The organism is Novosphingobium sp. BAM6 (genome assembly GCF_057784955.1).
Genome location: NZ_JBYNTR010000001.1, coordinates 1,139,733 through 1,157,133, shown reverse-complemented (window position 1 = coordinate 1,157,133; position 17,401 = coordinate 1,139,733). Strand labels below are relative to the sequence as shown.

Annotated in this window: 11 protein-coding genes; 6 read left to right on the top strand and 5 right to left on the bottom strand. The window is 62.1% G+C overall.

The features are described from left to right. Positions 1-363: 363 nt before the first annotated feature. Genes AC3EC3_RS05425 through AC3EC3_RS05405 form a run of 5 tightly spaced genes read right to left on the bottom strand, consistent with a single transcriptional unit; the run spans position 364 to position 6,676 of the window. Positions 364-2,403 carry a GAP1-N1 domain-containing protein gene (locus AC3EC3_RS05425; RefSeq protein WP_488488604.1) on the bottom strand — a complete coding sequence of 680 codons (2,040 nt, stop codon included), beginning with the start codon at positions 2,401-2,403 and terminating at the stop codon, positions 364-366. Beyond that, on the bottom strand, positions 2,388-3,248 hold the full coding sequence (locus tag AC3EC3_RS05420) for a TRAFAC clade GTPase domain-containing protein (RefSeq protein ID WP_488488603.1): 861 nt from the start codon (positions 3,246-3,248) through the stop codon (positions 2,388-2,390). Before AC3EC3_RS05420 ends, AC3EC3_RS05425 begins: the two co-directional genes overlap by 16 nt. Beyond that, positions 3,245-4,267 carry a TRAFAC clade GTPase domain-containing protein gene (locus tag AC3EC3_RS05415; protein ID WP_488488602.1) on the bottom strand — a complete coding sequence of 341 codons (1,023 nt, stop codon included), beginning with the start codon at positions 4,265-4,267 and terminating at the stop codon, positions 3,245-3,247. The genes AC3EC3_RS05420 and AC3EC3_RS05415 overlap by 4 nt, the downstream gene beginning before the upstream one ends. A 4-nt stretch (positions 4,268-4,271) precedes the next feature. Next, entirely contained in the window at positions 4,272-5,366 is a 1,095-nt protein-coding gene (locus AC3EC3_RS05410; RefSeq protein ID WP_488488601.1) for a GTPase-associated system all-helical protein GASH, read from the bottom strand. A 2-nt stretch (positions 5,367-5,368) separates the two neighbouring features. Next, the gene (locus AC3EC3_RS05405; protein WP_488488600.1) at positions 5,369-6,676 is read right to left on the bottom strand and encodes a metallophosphoesterase; all 1,308 of its coding nucleotides are present in this window, start codon (positions 6,674-6,676) and stop codon (positions 5,369-5,371) included. 454 nt (positions 6,677-7,130) lie between these two features. On the opposite strand from AC3EC3_RS05405, the gene ku reads away from it, so the two are divergent. From ku to AC3EC3_RS05375, 6 genes are all read left to right on the top strand, one after another. Continuing rightward, positions 7,131-8,012: a non-homologous end joining protein Ku gene (gene ku / locus AC3EC3_RS05400; RefSeq protein ID WP_488488599.1), complete on the top strand. Its 882-nt coding sequence runs from the start codon at positions 7,131-7,133 to the stop codon at positions 8,010-8,012. Continuing rightward, complete coding sequence (ligD, locus tag AC3EC3_RS05395; RefSeq protein WP_488488598.1) at positions 7,984-10,530, top strand: DNA ligase D; 2,547 nt, start codon at positions 7,984-7,986, stop codon at positions 10,528-10,530. Before ku ends, ligD begins: the two co-directional genes overlap by 29 nt. A gap of 340 nt (positions 10,531-10,870) precedes the next feature. Beyond that, entirely contained in the window at positions 10,871-11,428 is a 558-nt protein-coding gene (locus tag AC3EC3_RS05390; protein ID WP_488488597.1) for a type 1 glutamine amidotransferase domain-containing protein, read from the top strand. Between the two features lie 216 nt (positions 11,429-11,644). Beyond that, positions 11,645-12,406, top strand: coding sequence for an ImuA family protein (locus AC3EC3_RS05385; protein ID WP_488488596.1), 762 nt, complete (start codon positions 11,645-11,647; stop codon positions 12,404-12,406). Beyond that, on the top strand, positions 12,321-14,141 hold the full coding sequence (locus tag AC3EC3_RS05380; RefSeq protein WP_488488595.1) for a Y-family DNA polymerase: 1,821 nt from the start codon (positions 12,321-12,323) through the stop codon (positions 14,139-14,141). The genes AC3EC3_RS05385 and AC3EC3_RS05380 overlap by 86 nt, the downstream gene beginning before the upstream one ends. Then, positions 14,138-17,401, top strand: a complete 3,264-nt coding sequence (locus AC3EC3_RS05375; RefSeq protein ID WP_488488594.1) for an error-prone DNA polymerase — start codon at positions 14,138-14,140, stop codon at positions 17,399-17,401. Before AC3EC3_RS05380 ends, AC3EC3_RS05375 begins: the two co-directional genes overlap by 4 nt.

Sequence of the window (17,401 nt, the reverse complement as noted above, 5' to 3'; positions counted from 1 at the left end):
AAAAGTGTGGGACAAAACTGCCATTCCGGAGCGATATGTCGAACGGCAGCTCCTGTCAGGAGAGGGCAGTTAGCGGTTGATTGACTGGCATCGCATTGTGAAAGGAGTGGGGCAGATCTGTAGATGGACGGTCTTGGTAAGCAATCAGTGAGCCGCTGTTCATTTCGTATTCAAAGGTTGGCGCCGAGCGACTTCTTTTTTTACAGCGGCCCTTACGAAGTCGGTGCGGTCCTCTCCGTCATAGAGAACGGCCGCGATGCTCGCGAAGGTTCCCTCCGCGAAGCGGGCCTGCATTTCCTCGGTCCAGCGCTTCTGCCTACCCACGCATACCTCCGCTGTCGTGCGCGCATCAAATCGGTTTCGTCATTTTATCTTCTTCGCAATGTAGTCGGCCCTCGCCTTGATGCCTTTTTCCTGCGCATCCTTGATCTGCCTTCGCACTTCAGCAAGATATCTCCTTCCACGGCCACTCCGAGCTGCTTCGTCGATTAGCGAGATCGCAAGAGCGCCATCGTTCGTGAGACGTCCAAATGTCTCTGGATTGAGATGGCGTTCGACGAAGGCGTCGACGACGGTCTCCCTGAGCCGAGAGCAATTGTCCCAACCGAACCAGTCACCCCAGTCGAGCCTTCCGGTCACGAGACGCTCGGCGTCACGTGGCAACCGGCTCTGCTCCAATGCACGATACACTGTCGTGTAGGCGAAGCGGAAGAGTTCGGCCTGCGATCGAGACCTGCGGCCGAGCGCGCGCGAGATTAGAAAGGCAGATAGCAAATCCTCATCCGGCTGACTGATCCCTCCGCCAGCCGATCGAACCGCGATCAGCCACGGATCGTCCCCATAATCGTTCGGCACACTGTCCGGCTCGCTCATCCGCGCCAAGCGGACGATGACTGCTCGGTCGCCTATACGCCCGGATGCAAGAACACCGGCTGTGATGTCGGACCTGTCCGCGAGTGCCCGCAACCACGCATCCAACGACGGGCGTTCAATCGCTCCCGCCAGGATCTCGGCAAGCCGCGCAGGTTCTATCCTGGAGACGACTAATGGCGCGGCGGACGCGACACCAGCTTCCAAAAGCGCGGGTGCGACGCGTTCCATCTGTCCTTCACCGACGAAATTCAGAAGATCGACGTTCGCAGTATCGAGCAGCCAGAAATCCGTGCGGAACATGACGTCAGGGCGGCGAGCGGCAACGCGGTCCGCCAGATGAGGGGCGGATATGAGCCCCTTCACAAGCTCGTCCCCTGAAAGGACCGAGAGGGCCTCTGTCGCCCCTCCACCGATGACACCCCCGGCATCCAAGGCGTCGAAGAACCGATCGGGCGATCGCCGCCAAAGCGTCGTAGCGATCCGATCGGCAGCGATGGCCAGATCACCATGCCCGGAAGTCTGCTCCAGCGAATCCACGACGAAGTCGAACACCACGTCGTCGAGCTCATCGACTTTTTCGATCGCCCTGCGAGCAATCAGCGATCGGACTGAGCGCGCTTGGCGCGAGCCAAAAGCGTCGAGGGTCGCAAGAGCCGACACCGCGGCCGGCAGATCCGGGCGACCGCCCGCGAAGAGTGAAGAATACATCCGGCAGAGCGAGACCATCGCTTGCCGACCGCCTTCCACGTCACCACCGGTCCTGCGGAGAAACTCACGCAACTGCGTCGGCTCGCTACCCTCGAGGTCCACGAACAGCGGCCTCAGCGACGCCTCCGGTGCAACGTCGGAGGGAACGACGGAGTCCGGAAACTTCGATCGCATCTGGCGGTCGATCGACGGAGTGAGCTGGATGTCGAGACGGGCGCCCTTCTTCGAACGGTCCATGCCAGCAAAGGTGCAGAAGCCGAAGGCACGTCGTAGGCGTGGCCACTGCTGCATCCATATTGCCGTAAGCAGGCGCTCGTCCATCATGGCATCGGCGGTCTCCGCGACGATCAGGCCCTCCGGCTTCGCATACAGCGCGTTGATGATAGCTCGCTCGCGTTGTCCCAACGGGACTCCGCGTACCGGCATGTCTCCCGCCGGCATACCAATGAGTTCTGAATATTCCGTCTTTACCGGCGTCCCGCCGGGACGCCGGAACAGAGCGAGCAGCCCCGCAGCCGACTTCAAGGCAGCCAAGTCAGCGTTCTCAATTATGATTGAATGTGTCCAGACGCATCCCGGCCGCGGCATCTCGGGTGCGGCCCAGGTGCGGGCGAGAACGTACCGTCCTGCACCTTCAAGCGGATATCCAGTGAGATAGCCAGACGCCTCCGGCTTCATGCCAGCTCCTGATAGATCGCTCATTACGATCATCGTCCGGGCGTCGACGCTGGAAAACGAGACCGAACTCGCGATCAGGCGGTGGCCGTCGTTGTATCCGTGCAGAGCCTGATGAATCGTCGGCGCCATCAGGCGATCAGCCATTCCAGTGGCAGAGTGATGTCGGTGCTTAGCGTCTTTCCATCCACGACCTTGATGCGGTCCGAAGGTCGATCCAGTTCCCGGAGAGCAGCGGTTGCCTCCAGTTCCTCGGTGCTATCCTGATCTTCGTACACGCCGCCCTGTGCACTCACCCCCCATACGCGCCAGGACCATGGATCCCGTCTGTTTCGAAGATATTGGTTGAGGAGCGGCAGCTTGGTCGACAAGACCTCCTCGGGATCCAGCCCGTCACCCTCGACCTCGTCCCATGCGGATATCAGCACGGCTAGACGACGGGGGCCGACGAACAGATCGCCCGTCATGAGGAATTGGAGAAGGTCGACGAGCTGGACTTGGGTTGGTGCGAGGCTCGCGCTCCAGTCCATTATCTCGGCCTCAGGAACCTCAATGCCGACGCCCTTGGCGATTGCCATCTGCTCGACGATCCACGCAGGGAACCTGATCGTGTCTCCGTTGACGATCAAGACGATGGACTTCGCCTCGAGAGTCCCGACAATCGCATCGTCGACCTCCCGCCTCTCCCACATCGTGGCGAAGGCTTCGCCCGGCATATCGGGAAACGACACCTCGAAGGATGTCCCCTCCTCCGTCTTCAGCCGCATCGAAACGACCTTCATCTCGCCGGTCTGCGTGCGCGGCTGTCTTTTGCCGGCACGCCATCGCTTGGCAAGGGCGTTGAGGTGCTCGTAGTTCCCCTGACTAAGGCCGTCGAACTTTAGTGCGGTAACCGAGCCGGCCTCACGCACCATGTGCCAGATGGCCGCGAGCAATGTCGTCTTGCCCGATGCCGGCAGGCCGATGATCGAAACGTCCGGATCGCCACTCATTCCGCCGACTCCTCGTTCGCGCCCAGAAGATCGATCATCCGGCTGCTTTCCGACTTCCGCCGCGGCACGGCCTGCGGCGATGGAGCGGCCTGGAGCCAATATAGGAGGAGCTGGTCGACCCCATCGCCACGCTTCACATGCGTCGAATCCCGAGGCGATGCAGCGACAACAAAGCTCTCCACCTCACCGAGATACTCCCCTTGGCTGTCCTTGACGGCCTCAACCAGCTCGCCGAACTCTCGATACGCGCGATCAGCGTTCGTCGATGCCAAGACGGCATCCTCCTTGGTCAAGACGATCGCCAGGCGACATCCGGTTCGAAGGGCCCGTGACTCGACCAGCGCATCGATGATTTGCGGCGTCGCCGCCTTCGTCTCGTGCCGATGCTGCGACGAAGCAAGGTGCTCGCCGTTCACAAGAAGGGTCACCACGTCGGCGCGTCTGATCTCGAAGAAGTCAGCTGCGCGAGCCAAGTCGTCGGCCGCTGCCAGATAGTCCTCGCCAGACCGGTCGCCGATGAAGAGTGATACGACCTCTCCGCTACTCGGACGCAGATCCAGATGAAAGAACGTGGCCTCCGCCCCGGCGATTGTGCGGGCGGTGTGCGGGGCATCCCTGCGGGAAGCCGCGCGCGCATCATGGCAGATCTTCTCGAAGCCGATCAGCGTGGATGATCCAGCGAAGCCCACACCGGCGACAGGACCATCCTGCAGAAGGTCGTAAACGCTGGCGACGAGGCTCGTCTTTCCAGCGTCGTTGGGGCCGATGACACCCACTGTTCGGGATACGCGTCGGCATTGCAGGACCGAGGCATCCTTCCGATCGAGAGCGTCCCCGAGGGCAAGATTGAGCACCGCGGCCGACGCAGTAGCAAGGACCGGCTCCTTGATCTCCTCGATTTCGTCGACGCTTATGTGCACGGCATGCGGACACTCGCCGAGGTCGTACCCCTCGACGCATTTACCATCGATGGCGACGTGGCACTCCCCGTTCGAGCATCCCGTCGGTTGAGAAGCCATCGCCTCAGGCTCCCACGTTGAGGAAGATATGCTCGCGATAGAACAATTCGGCGAGTTTCACGGCGGGCAGCTGCAGATCGACCGACAGGCCGGTCAGCCCGGCCCAGGCGGCCTGCCACGTGTCGGTTGATGCGAGCTCCGCTCGCTGTTCCAGCGCGAAGTGAATCGGCGTCGTTACCGGCGAAACCAGCGTCGAGTCCGACACCTCCTTCGCCCATTCGGCGCTGGGCGCGTTGACTGCGTCGATCAGTTTCAGCTTCGTTGTACCCACACTCGCTCGGAGCAGCATGGCACGGACGGAAACCGGGCCCGGCGAGACTGAGGTCATCTCGGCCAGCTCATGCGCAAGGGAGAAAGGCCGCAGTTTGTCATCGATATTCGCGAAGGGCTTGTCGCTGACGTGGCTGTATCCGCCCGTCAGCCACCACAGCATCTGCAGCTCCTCCTCGTCGAGCACCTGCCTGTCATGCAGCGCCCTGACGACGCGGTTCTGACCCTCCACGACACGTTCGATAGCGGCCGCGGTGGCATCATGCAACCGATCGAACTCCGCCTGGATCTGTTCACCTTCCATCGTCGCCAAGATCTCGGGATCGAACTTGTAGTCCACCTTCGGTGCGGCGAGCTTGATCTCCGCGACGTCCTGGCGAACGTGCTTGCGTTCGGAGCACTTGACGAGCGCGGCCTCGGCAAGTCCCGCGAGATCCATCGGCAGATCCGGTTTGCGGAAGCCGGCCATCGACGCTGTCGTCACCAGGAGCGCAGCGTCCGGCATGGTGGCAACGAGCCGGGCCAGAACGGCTGCGGCGAGGACCTGCAGTTCACGCGAGGAATGGGCCGGATCAAATGCGGCGTCACCGCCCGAGATCGTCGAAACCACCGAAGCATAGATGGAGGTCAGCTTCTCGCTCTTCCTTCCCGACGCAGGCACGGGTGTCGGGAAGGCGAGCCGGGTGAGCACCTCAACGGTCTCGTGATCCGCGCCGGCAGCTACGTCCACGACGCCCTTCCAACGCATTTCCCGTCGGGTGCCCTCATCCATGAACGCCTCGGCATACCAACGGGCGAAGTCAGTGCTCATCTGCGGCAGCTTGGCCATGATCAGTTCTCCAGCTTAGCGACCGCGGCCGCGACGTCATCGATCTGCTTGCGCTCTCCGGCGCGTATCAAGGCGCGACCGTATCGCTCCGGCTCGGGAAGCCGCAGATCCCCTTCGTCCAGCAGACCCAGTTCCTGTGCGATCGTGCGACGCTCGCTACTGGTGAGGCGCCAGAATCGATAGAGCAGATCTCGAGTATCAGCTTCTCCCATGGCCGCCTCCGCATCAGGCACCGCAAGCGCCTCAATTACGCCGCCCACAGCAACCTGATCAGGCGCCGCAGCACCGACCGGCCCACCAAAGACCGGGAGGTCGGGCTCGACCGGAACAAGAATGCTCGTGCGAAAAACGGGGTCGCCCTGATTGGTCTTGATCGCGTCGAATACTTCCGGCGCGTCCTGCAGACGGCGCTGGTGGATCTCGACCTTGATGTGCCGAGCGTCTCCCTCGCCGTCGACCTTGAGATCGATGAGGTTGTAACCCGGCTGGTAGGGCTGCTCGCCCCGGGAGGGATTAACCGCGCCGGCCCCGATGCGAACATACGTATCGGCCAGCACCACACGCTGTTTGTGCTTATGGCCGAAGAGATGGAAGGCCGCACGATTGGTAAGCGCGTCGTCTACGTCATCACCATCCGAAAGCCATTCGAGCGGGTGATGGACGAGGACGAGGTTCGCAGTGTTCGGCACCGGATCGAGAACGGTCTGTCTGCCACCCAGAAATAGATTGCGGGGAACGTCATCCTCTCCGTCCTTTCCCGAAAGCAGCGTCGAGGTCAGGCCGAATAAGCGGAGCGTCACGCCTCCATCGAGATCGACGTCCTGATGCCAGAACGGCTTCTCAGGCCAGATGTTACAGCCCAGTGGCGCAGCGAAGAGATTGTATTCGGCATGTGGCTTAAGAAGCGACTGCCCGCTCTCCTCGTTATCCAGTTGCTGGTCTAGGCGCCATTCGCGTTGATCCTTCGATGCCGACCAGATCATGTGCTGCGCGGACTGCGTCGGCACGCTCTGTCGAACTATCGCCCTGTCGACGTCATGGTTGCCCGGCACTGCGAAGATCCGGTTCATTGGACAGCCCGAGATCTGCGCCAACTGCAGGATCCACTTCCAAGCCGTCTCGTACTCGTCCCTCGCGCCCTTGAAGGCAACGTCCCCGCCGATGAGGATCGCGCCGACATTGCCAAGCCGTTCGACCTGCTTGACAAGATCCCGCATCATTCTCGTGCGGATCGCGAAGTCTGGATCCTGCATGGGATCAAGGCACTGCGGCGACTTAAAATGGATGTCGGAAATGTGCAGTATCAGCATCGACGCGACCGATCCCCCTCATCTTGACCGAGCGTAGTTCAAGGCGTGAAGGAGAGATATCTCATATGCGAAAATGTTCAAGGCGGTGTTGAGAGGGCCCGTAATCAGGATAGTTTGGCTATCAGCAACTGGAGCACCATGGTAATCAGACGCCAAGCCGACCAAATCACGGTGAATCTGCTTCGCGCCAAAAAATGGCAGATTCTGGCAGGCGCTGCCGTTCAAAGTCAGATCGGCAAACGACAAATTCTGGTTGCGACCTGCCGAAATTGCGGACGGTCCGCACCTGGGGATCGAAAATTGTCGCCTGAACGGCCACAAAGGGTCGAGGGCTGCCAAGCACTTATGAAAAAGCGCGAATGATCCCCTTTGCCTCGCTTCGAGCGGCGCTTTGAAACCAATGGGAACAACTTGTCACGCTTCAGGCTTGTATTTCCGCTGAAGGAGCCTGTTGATGCCTGCACGCGCATACTGGAAAGGCCAGATTCGTCTGGCACTCGTCTCAATCCCGATCGAGGTCTATCCGGCGACGCGATCGGGGGCGGCGATTGCCTTCCACCAGATCCATGAACCGAGCGGCAAGCGGATCCGTTACGAAAAGGTCGCGCCCGGCGTCGGCCCCGTGGACCGCGACGAGATCATAAAGGGCTTTGAGGTCTCCAAGGGCAGCTACGTGCTGCTTGATGAGGAAGAGATCGAGGCGGTCAAGATCGACAGCCGCAAGACGCTGGAACTCATCCAGTTCGTCGATGCCGACGAGATCGACGTGCTCTATTACGAGAAGCCCTATTTCGTCGTACCGGCCGATGATCTGGCCGAGGAGGCCTATAGCGTGTTGAGAGAGGCGCTGCGCAAGACCCGGAAGGTCGGCCTTGGCCAGTTGGCGGTGCGCGGGCGTGAACAACTGGTTTCGATCAAGCCCTGTGGGCGCGGACTGGTGATGGAAGTGCTGCGCTATGCTGACGAGGTCCAAAAAGCCCAAGGTTACTTTGGGGAGATCAAGGAATCGGTACCTGATGCGGATCTTCTCGACCTTGCAACCACGCTGATCGAAAAGAAGTCCGCGCCGTTCAAACCCGCCGAATTCCACGATCGCTATGTCGATGCGCTCCATCGCCTGATCGACAAGAAGGCCAAGTCGAAGAGCAACAAACGGATTTTGGAGGATGTCGAGGAACCGGCCAGTGGCAAGGGCAATGTGATCGACCTGATGGCGGCGCTCAAGAAGTCGGTCGGGGACGGCAAACCCGCCAGCAAGTCGACCTCTTCGACGCGCACGCCTGCGGCGAAGAAAACCTCGCCCTCGGGTGGCAGCCGTGCCCGCAAGCGGGCGTAGCGGCAAGGCCGGTGACCCCGGCGCCGATCTCCTCGCGGAATACAACCGTAAGCGCGACTTCGCGAAGACCGCCGAACCTGCTGGCAAAAGTGGCAGGATTGGAGGCAATTCCTTTATTGTACAGAAGCACGCCGCCCGGCGGTTGCACTGGGATTTCCGTCTCGAAGTGGACGGCGTGCTCAAGTCCTGGGCGGTAACCCGAGGCCCGAGCGCCGATCCCGACGACAAACGCCTTGCCGTGCGCACCGAGGACCATCCGTTGTCCTACGGCGTGTTCGAAGGCGGGATCCCCAAAGGCGAGTACGGCGGTGGTACAGTGATGCTTTGGGATCGGGGGACCTGGGCGCCGATCGCGGGCAAGAGCGCGAAGGACATCGCGGACGGCCACCTCCACTTCACCCTCGACGGCGAGCGGATGAAGGGCGAATGGCTGCTCGTGCGCATGAAGCCGAGGCCCGGCGAGAAGCGCGAGAACTGGCTGCTGCGCAAGGTGCAGGACGCCCATGCGCAGGCAGGCGACGCCCTCGTCGAGCAGGGCCTCACCAGCGTCCTGACCGGCCGCACCATGGCCGAGATCGAAGCCGACAAGGGCGGCACCCATTCGCTGAAAGGCAAAAAGGGTGATGCCTTTGCGCAGGTCATGGAAAAGGCTGCCTCTCGCAATGTGCGGCACCAGCGGCCCTCCCGTAAAGGCGCGGGCAAGCCGCCGAAGTTCCGTGCCGTCCAACTCGCCACGCTGGTCGACACCGTGCCCACCGGCAACCTGTGGATGCACGAGATCAAATTCGACGGCTACCGCGCGCTCATCGCAGCGGCGGGAGACAAGGTCGTCGTCCATACCCGCAGTGGCCTCGACTGGACCGAAAAGTTCGCTCCGCTCGCCGCCCATATCGCCGCGCTGAACCTGCCGCCTTGCCTGATCGACGGCGAGATCGTTGCCCGAGGCGTGGACGGTAATCCGGACTTCTCCAGCCTCCAAGCCGTGCTTAAGCGCGGCAAGGGCAGCCAGAGTGAAGGCCAGCCCCTGGAATTCCACGCCTTCGATCTCCTCGAACTGGATGGCGAGGATCTGGCGGCGATGCCCAACATCGAACGCAAGGAACGGCTGGAGGCGCTGCTTGCGGATGCCGCACCGCCCGTCTTCGTCGCGGACCACGTGATCGGCGCGGGCGAGACGCTCTACGATGCGATGTGCGGCGCCGGGCAGGAGGGGATCATCGCTAAGCGCATCGATGCACCCTACCGGGGCCGCCGCACGAAGGACTGGGTCAAGGTAAAGTGTACCCGGCGGCAGGAGTTCGTCATCGTGGGATGGGCGAAGTCGAGCGCGAAGGGCCGTCCGTTCTCCTCGCTGCTGCTGGGTCAATACGAGGGAAAGACCCTTATCTATCGCGGCAAGGTGGGCACCGGCTTCGACGCCGACGGTCTTACTGACATGGCGGGGCACCTTGAGAAGCTGGCCCGCAAGACCCCGCCGCTGGAGGTCGACAAGGCGGAGGCGCGCGGCGCCAGCTGGGTCACTCCAAAGCTGGTCGCGGAAGTCGCCTTCGCCGAACTGACCGGCGAGGGCCGCGTGCGCCATGGCAGCTTCGTTGGCCTCAGGAGCGACAAGAAGGCCCGGGCGGTGAAACCGGAGCAAACAAAGCCCACACCGCAGGCCGAGATCGCCGTGACAATCAGCAACCGCGAACGCGTGATCTTCCCCGAAAGCGGCGACACTAAGGGCGACCTTGCGGATTACTATGCCGCCGTCGCGCCGCTGATGCTGCCCTTCGTGGCGAACCGCCCGATGAGCGTCGTGCGCTGCCCTCAGGGACGAGCAAAGAAATGCTTCTTCCAGAAACATGACAGCGGCACATTCGGCGATCACGTCCATCACGTGCCGATCCGCGAAAAGGACGGCAACGCGGAGGACTACCTCTACCTGAACGATGCCGAGGGGTTACTTTCCTGCGTGCAGATGGGCACGATCGAGTTTCACGCCTGGGCGGCAAAGACCGACGACGTCGAGCACCCAGACCGCATGATCTTCGACCTCGACCCCGACGAGGGGTTGGATTTTAAAGAGTGCCTCCGAGCCGCCGGCGATATTCGCGTCCGGCTCGCCGACCTTGGGCTGGTGACTTTCGCCATGCTGTCCGGCGGAAAGGGCGTTCATGTCGTCGTGCCGCTCAAGCGCGGTCACGACTGGGATACCCACAAGGACTTTGCTCGCCGCTTTGCCGAAGCCATGAGCATTTCCGAGCCGGACCGCTACGTCGCGACGATGAACAAAGCCAAGCGCAAAGGCCGCATCTTCATCGACTGGCTGCGAAACCAGCGCGGTGCGACCGCCGTGCTGCCGTACTCCGCACGGTCTCGCGAAGGCGCTCCGGTAGCGGTGCCGGTAAGCTGGGATGAACTGAACGACATGAAAACGGCGCATCCGTTCTCGATCGGCGATGCTGCGACGCTAATCAGGCGTGCCGAACGGCTGCATGGCTGGGGTTTCGCCGACCAGCGGCTCCCGGAAATCTGAAATTGATTGAGCTCTTTCAACCGACGCTGGCAAGTTGGAGTATTGATTGCATCATCGCAAAAACGTGATTTTTAAATTGCATCTTCAAGAAAGAAGATCGTTTGTACGTCGTGTATCGGTAGACGGTGGTCGTTATTTGCCATCCTTGAATATTTAGGAAGGGAAAGCGGTCGTTCTGCACTTGATGGACGGAAATTAACGGCTGAATTTCTTTTATGGTTCGGAATTACTCCGTCCCATGCGGCCAACCATCCATCGCTGCGGTGAGGAACTGCGGCGGCCTGCGGAGCTTAAATGACTAGGTACCCGACCGGTGCCGTCGCTCCATGGAGGATATTACATGACGCTCGAAGGCAGAAATATAGCCATACTTATTGCCCCTCGCGGGACCGAGGAACCCGAATTCGTCCAGCCCAAGCAGGCCATCGAGCAGGCTGGGGGCTCAATAACGGTTATCGGTCTCGAGGCGGGTGAGGCCAAGACCAATAACGGCGATCTGGACCCGGGTGGCAGCTACAAGGTCGACAGGGCGGTAGCGGACGTTAGCGCTGACGAATTTGACGGCTTGATCATTCCCGGAGGTACAGTCGGCGCCGACAAATTGCGTGCCGACGATGGAATGGTAAATTTTGTCAGCGCTTTCTTCCAACAGAACAAGCCCGTGGGAGCGATTTGCCACGGACCTTGGCTCCTCGTCGAGGCAGGCGTGGTTGAGGACCGCGATCTGACCTCCTATCGGTCGATCCAGACCGACATCGAGAACGCAGGAGGCAACTGGACGGATCAGGAGGTGGTCGTCGATGAGGGCCTGGTCACGAGCCGCACCCCCCACGACCTACCTGCCTTTTGCGCTAAGCTTATCGAGGAGTTCGCAGAGGGCCGTCATCCTGACGCATGAAGCATGCGCTTGTGACGGCTGGAAAGCGGACCTTCCTTTGTTAGGACGGTGATTTTGGTGCTGAATGGCCGGGGTGGGCGACCGTTGAGGCCGAGGTATCAACCTTTCGCTCAGCTTTGTCCCCATGTTGGACGTGGGAGTCAAATCTAGGCAGTTGACCACGAGGTGCTCGAAGTGAGAACATAAAAGGAACAAGATCGAGTCTCAAGAATCGCTATGCTTCCTACTTCTCCCTTCGAGCATCCGGATATCGATACGCTTCGTGCATTGGCAACTGCGCATCCTGATTATCGGGTCATACCCTTCGGCGCCGAAGAATTGGATTCCCGTTTAGGTTGTGGTGGCCTGCGCGCTGGCGCATTGCATGAGGCAACTGCGCTGACCTGCTCACTGGCGGACGATGCGGCGGCCACACTGTTCCTTGCCGGCGTAGCTGCGCGCGAGGCCCAGGCGGCAGCAGCGCCCGTTCTTTGGGTCAGCTGTCGCAACGACCTCTACGCCCCAGGTCTCGAACAGGCGGGCCTCGCCTCTGCCCATGTGATCCATGCGCAGCCCCGCAACGATGCCGCATCACTGGCGGTGGTCGAAGACGCCGTACGCGATGGAACTCCGGCTGCCGTCGTTGCCGAAGCCAGCAAGATTTCAATGGTCGCCACGCGCCGGCTGCAGCTTGCTGCCGCCGAGGCCGGCATCCCGGTGCTTTTGCTGCGACGTCACCGAGGTCGAGGCAGTGATCCTCTGGCCGACTCGTCGGCCGCTTGGACGCGCTGGCGGATCGCCAGTGCGTCCTCCGAACGTCTTGGCGTCGCCGGTGTCGGGCGCCCGCGCTGGCTTGTCGAATTGGTCCGTCAGCGCGGCGGCGAAGGCTTTTCCCTGATCGTGGAGGGATGCGATGCGACGGGTCGTCTCGCTGTTCCTGCCCTTCTTGGCCATCGAACGGCTGAGGCGGCAGGACCGGTTCGCCACGCCGCGGCCTGAGCCGCGCGTACTCCAGATTCCCGTTGACGATAATCCCGGTGCCTGCTCGGTCCCTCGAGGGGGCGGGTGGCGACCGGGCGCGCGTTGGGCACGTGAGCAGAGCCGTGAAGGGCAGGGCGCTGTCAGGGAGGAAGGACGTTCGCGCACGGATGTCGAGCGAGAAATTTCCGCGCTGCCACTGCACGCCAAGCCGCCAATGAGAGAATTGGGGCGCCGATCCGAGGCGGCCGAACATCCATTCAAGCGCTCGGTCTCAGCAGTGGCGGCCAAAGAGGCGCGCGTCTCGCTGCCGAACATGACTGCTCCATTGGCGTTCATCGGCAAAGTTGGCGGCCGCGACGAGATCGTCTCGGCTTGTCCGGCGGCCAAGGCTCTGGGCATAAATATCGGGATGGCGGCAACGCATGCCCGAGCGCTTGTCTCCAATCTCGACTTTCGCGCCGCGGAGCCTGCGGCCGATGCGGCGCTGCTTGATCGCCTGGCACTGTTTGGCATTGGCCGCTGGTCGCCAATCGTCGCAGTTTCCCCGCCTGACGGCATCTGGCTGGATCTGACCGGCGCCGCGCACCTTCATGGCGGTGAGGAACGTTTTTGCCAGAGGCTCCATGCCTTCTGCCAGCGGGCAGGGTTCTCAGCGCGTATCGCCATAGCCGACACCCCAGGAGCCGCACACGCGCTGGCGCGCTATGGGCGCGAGGACATTGCCATCATTCCGCCCGGCGGCGTGCTGAAAGCCGTGTCGCCGCTTCCGGTTGCAGCCCTTCGCCTCGAAACTGATGCGCTTAACGCGGCGCGCAAATTCGGTTTCGAGACGATCGCCGACTTGCTGCCGGTGGCTCGTGGGCCGCTGGCGAGGAGGCTCGGCCTTGCCACCATCGATCGGTTGGATCAAATGCTGGGCGGTAAAGCCGAACCGATCACCTCGCGCGAGGACGTCGTCACAGCGGCGGTCGAGCGTCGGCTGCTCGAGCCGATCAGTACCGCTGAGGCAATCTCACAGGTGATGCACGACCTGTTGAAGGATCTGGCTGAGGTGCTTCAGTGCCAGGGACTAGGCGCGCGCTCGCTGCGCCTGGTTGGTCTGCGCATCGATGGCGGTGAGCAGGTGGTGGCTATCGGAACCTCTCGGCCCACCCGCGACGTGCCGCACCTGCTACGTCTGCTAAAACTGCGCATCGAACGTATTGATCCCGGCATGGGTCTCGAACAGTTCCGGTTGCTGGCGCCGCATACCGAACCTCTCGACGCTGAGAATCTGGGCGCGATCCTGGCGGGTGAAAGTACAGTGCGTGATCCGGCCCGGCTCATTGATGTCGTGGCGGGCAGGATAGGACCGGGCGCAGTGTTCCGCATCGCGCCGGTTGAAAGCCACGTGCCCGAGCGTGCGGTAAGGCCAACCAGCCCGATCGCGATTGCTGGTTCATGGCCGGCCTGGCAACGGCCGGTTCGCCTTTTCGCTCGGCCCGAGCCTTTATCGCGCGTGATCGCGCTGCTGCCTGATCAGCCTCCGCGGCGCTTCGAATGGCGGGGTCGGTCTTACATGGTGGTCGCAGGCGATGGGCCCGAGCGCGTGCATGGTGAATGGTGGCGGCGCAATGCTGAAGTCTGGGCCGTGCGCGACTACTACCGTGTCGAGGACGAGGCGGGCGGCCGCTACTGGGTGTTCCGCCGCGGCGACGGCGTTACCAGCGAGAGCGGCGATCTTTCGTGGTGGATGCACGGGGTCTTCGCATGACCGCCTATGTCGAACTCCAGGTGCTCACGCACTTCTCGTTCCTGCGCGGGGCTTCAAGTCCGGGCGAACTGTTCTCGGTCGCGGCGAAGCTCGGATATCCCGCGGTCGGTATCGCCGATCTCGGCAGTGTCGCAGGGGTGGTGCGCGCCTGGGAGGCCGAGAAAAGCACGGGCGTGCGGCTGATCGCCGGAACTCGGGTCGATCTTTCCTGCGGCCGCCGCCTGCTGCTCTATCCGACCGACAGGCCTGCCTGGTCGCGAATCACGCGCCTCCTCACCATCGGCAAGCGCCGGGCAGGGAAGGGGGGGTGCCTGCTGCACTGGCACGAACTTGAAGCCTGGTCCGAAGGCGTGATCGCAATTCTTCTTCCCCAAGAGGCCGACGCCGAAAACGCTGGGGCGTTGGCCGATCTGCGGTCCGTCTATGGACGACGTGCGCATATGGCCCTGTTCCAGCGCCGTCGCCCCGACGATGCTGTGCGAATTGATGCGCTGGCCCGCCAAGCAAGGGAGACCGGGGTGCGCGCGGTTGTCACCGGCGACGTGCTCTACCATGCGCCCGATGCGCGGCTTCTGCAGGATGTGGTGACCGCCATTCGGCATAATTGCCGGGTGGACGACCTAGGCTATCGGCGCGAGGTCAACGCCGATCGCGCCTTCAAGTCCGCAGAGGAGATGCAACGCCGCTTCGCCGCCTATCCCGATGCGCTGCGTGCCAGTGTTGATATCGCAAATGCCTGCACCTTCTCGCTTAGCGACCTCACCTATCATTACCCTCAGGAGAAGGTGATCGAGGGCCTGACCGCCCAGCAGGCGCTGGAGGCGATGGCGCATAAGGCACTTGACGCCATGTTCGAGGGCAATCCGGCGCAGGAATATCGTGATCAGATCGTGCATGAGCTGAATCTCATCGCTGAACTGAACTACGCGCCCTATTTCCTGACCGTCCATTCTATCGTCGCCGAAGCGAAGCGCCGAGGTATCTTGTGCCAAGGGCGCGGATCGGCGGCGAATTCCTGTGTCTGCTTTGTGCTTGGCGTCACCTCGATCGATCCGATCAAGCACGAATTGCTTTTCGAACGCTTCGTCTCAGGCGAGCGGCGCGAGCCGCCCGATATCGACGTCGATTTCGAGCACGAACGCCGTGAAGAGATCATTCAGTGGATCTTCGAGACTTACGGTCGTGACCGGGCCGCGCTGACCGCCGTCGTTACCCGCTTTCGCGCGCGAGGTGCGGTGCGTGATGTCGGCAAGGCCATGGGGCTTCCCGAAGATCTGACCTCGGCGCTCGCAGGACTGGTCTGGGGCTGGTCGGCCGAAGGCGTCGGCGAAAAACAGGCCGAGGAACTCAATCTCGACATGTCTGACCGGCGTTTGCGCCTGACTCTCGATCTTGCCCGCCAGCTGATCGGCGTACCGCGCCAATCCAGCCAGCACCCAGGCGGTTTCGTGCTGACCCATGATCGCCTTGACGACCTCGTCCCGATCGAGCCAGCCGCGATGGCTGACCGGCAGATCATCGAGTGGGACAAGGACGACATTGATGCCCTCAAGATGATGAAGGTCGATGTGCTGGGTCTCGGGATGCTCGGCTGCATGAACCGCGCCTTCAACATGCTGGAGGAAAGCAAAGGCCTGAAGGTGGGCCTTGCGGACCTCCAGAGCGATGATCCGGACGTCTATGCCATGATCCAGAAGGCTGACACGCTCGGCACCTTCCAGATCGAGAGCCGGGCCCAAATGTCCATGCTGCCGCGCATGAAGCCGCGCCGCTTCTACGATTTGGTGATTCAGGTCGCGATCGTGCGTCCCGGTCCGATCCAAGGCGACATGGTCCATCCCTACCTGCGCCGCCGCGAGGGGCTGGAGAAGCCGGAATATCCACGCCCCGAATTACGCGCGGTTTTGGAAAAGACGCTGGGCGTGCCGCTCTTCCAGGAACAGGCGATGAAAGTGGCGATCGTCGGAGCGGGTTTTACCGCCGTCGAGGCCGACCAACTGCGGCGCGCGATGGCGACCTTCAAGATGACCGGAGGGGTCTCGCACTTTTCAGAAAAGCTGATCGAGGGGATGGTTGGCCGCGGCTATCCGCGTGACTTCGCTGAGCGCACCTTCCGTCAGTTGGAAGGCTTTGGTTCCTACGGCTTCCCGGAGAGCCATGCCGCGAGTTTCGCCAAGATATCCTACGCCTCGAGCTGGATGAAGCATCATCATCCGGACGTCTTTTGTGCCGCCCTGATGAATGCCCAGCCCATGGGGTTCTATGCACCGGCTCAGATCGTGGGCGATGCACGCCAGCATGGCGTCGAAGTTCGACCCGTCTGTATCAACGCTAGCCGCTGGGACTGTTCGCTGGAGCCGACACGAGGTCGATACCAGGCGGTGCGGCTCGGCTTCAGGCAGGTGCGCGGACTTTCCAACGCCGATGGCGCGAGCATCGTAGGTGCACGGGGGAAAACTCCATTCGAGTCCGTCGAGGACGCGTGGCGCCGTTCTGGCGTCGCCCGCGCGGCGATCGAAAAGCTGGCCGACGCCGATGCCTTCCGCGTTTTCGGGTCCGACCGGCGACAGGGGCTGTGGAAGGTGCGGGGGCTGGGCGAAGCGCCGCTGCCGCTTTTTGCGGCAGTCGACCGAGCGGCGCAGGCAGTCAGCGCCCAAGGGGTGGAGCCTGATGTTGTTTTACGCTCGCTGACCGACGGCCGTGAAGTGATCGAAGATTATCGCGCGCTACAATTGTCGCTGCGCGCGCACCCGCTGACGTTCGTACGCGAGGAACTGACCCGGCGTGGCATTACTCGCTGCGCCGATCTTGCGAACATCCGCGATGGCCGAAAGGTCGAGGTCGCCGGCATCATCCTGGTGCGCCAAAAGCCGGGCTCGGCGAAGGGTGTGCTCTTCATCACCATCGAGGACGAGACCGGCATCGCCAACGGGATACTCTGGCCCGATCGCTTCGAGGCCCAGCGCCGCACCGTCATGTCCGCATCGATGGTGGGCCTGAAGGGCCGGGTGCAAAAGGAAGGGGAGGTGATCCACGTCATTTGCGACCGGATCATCGATCATGGCGACCTCTTGCACCGCGTCGGCGAGATGTCGTTTCCGCACCAGACCGGGCGGGGCGACGGCGCCCGGCATGCCAGTGCGCCTGATCGTGGCGATAAGGGGTGGAGCCCAAGGCCGACGAATAGCTATTGGCCCCCGCACTCCGAAGGCCGCGACCCCGAAGACGTTGTGCGCTTCAAGTCGCATGACTTTCACTGA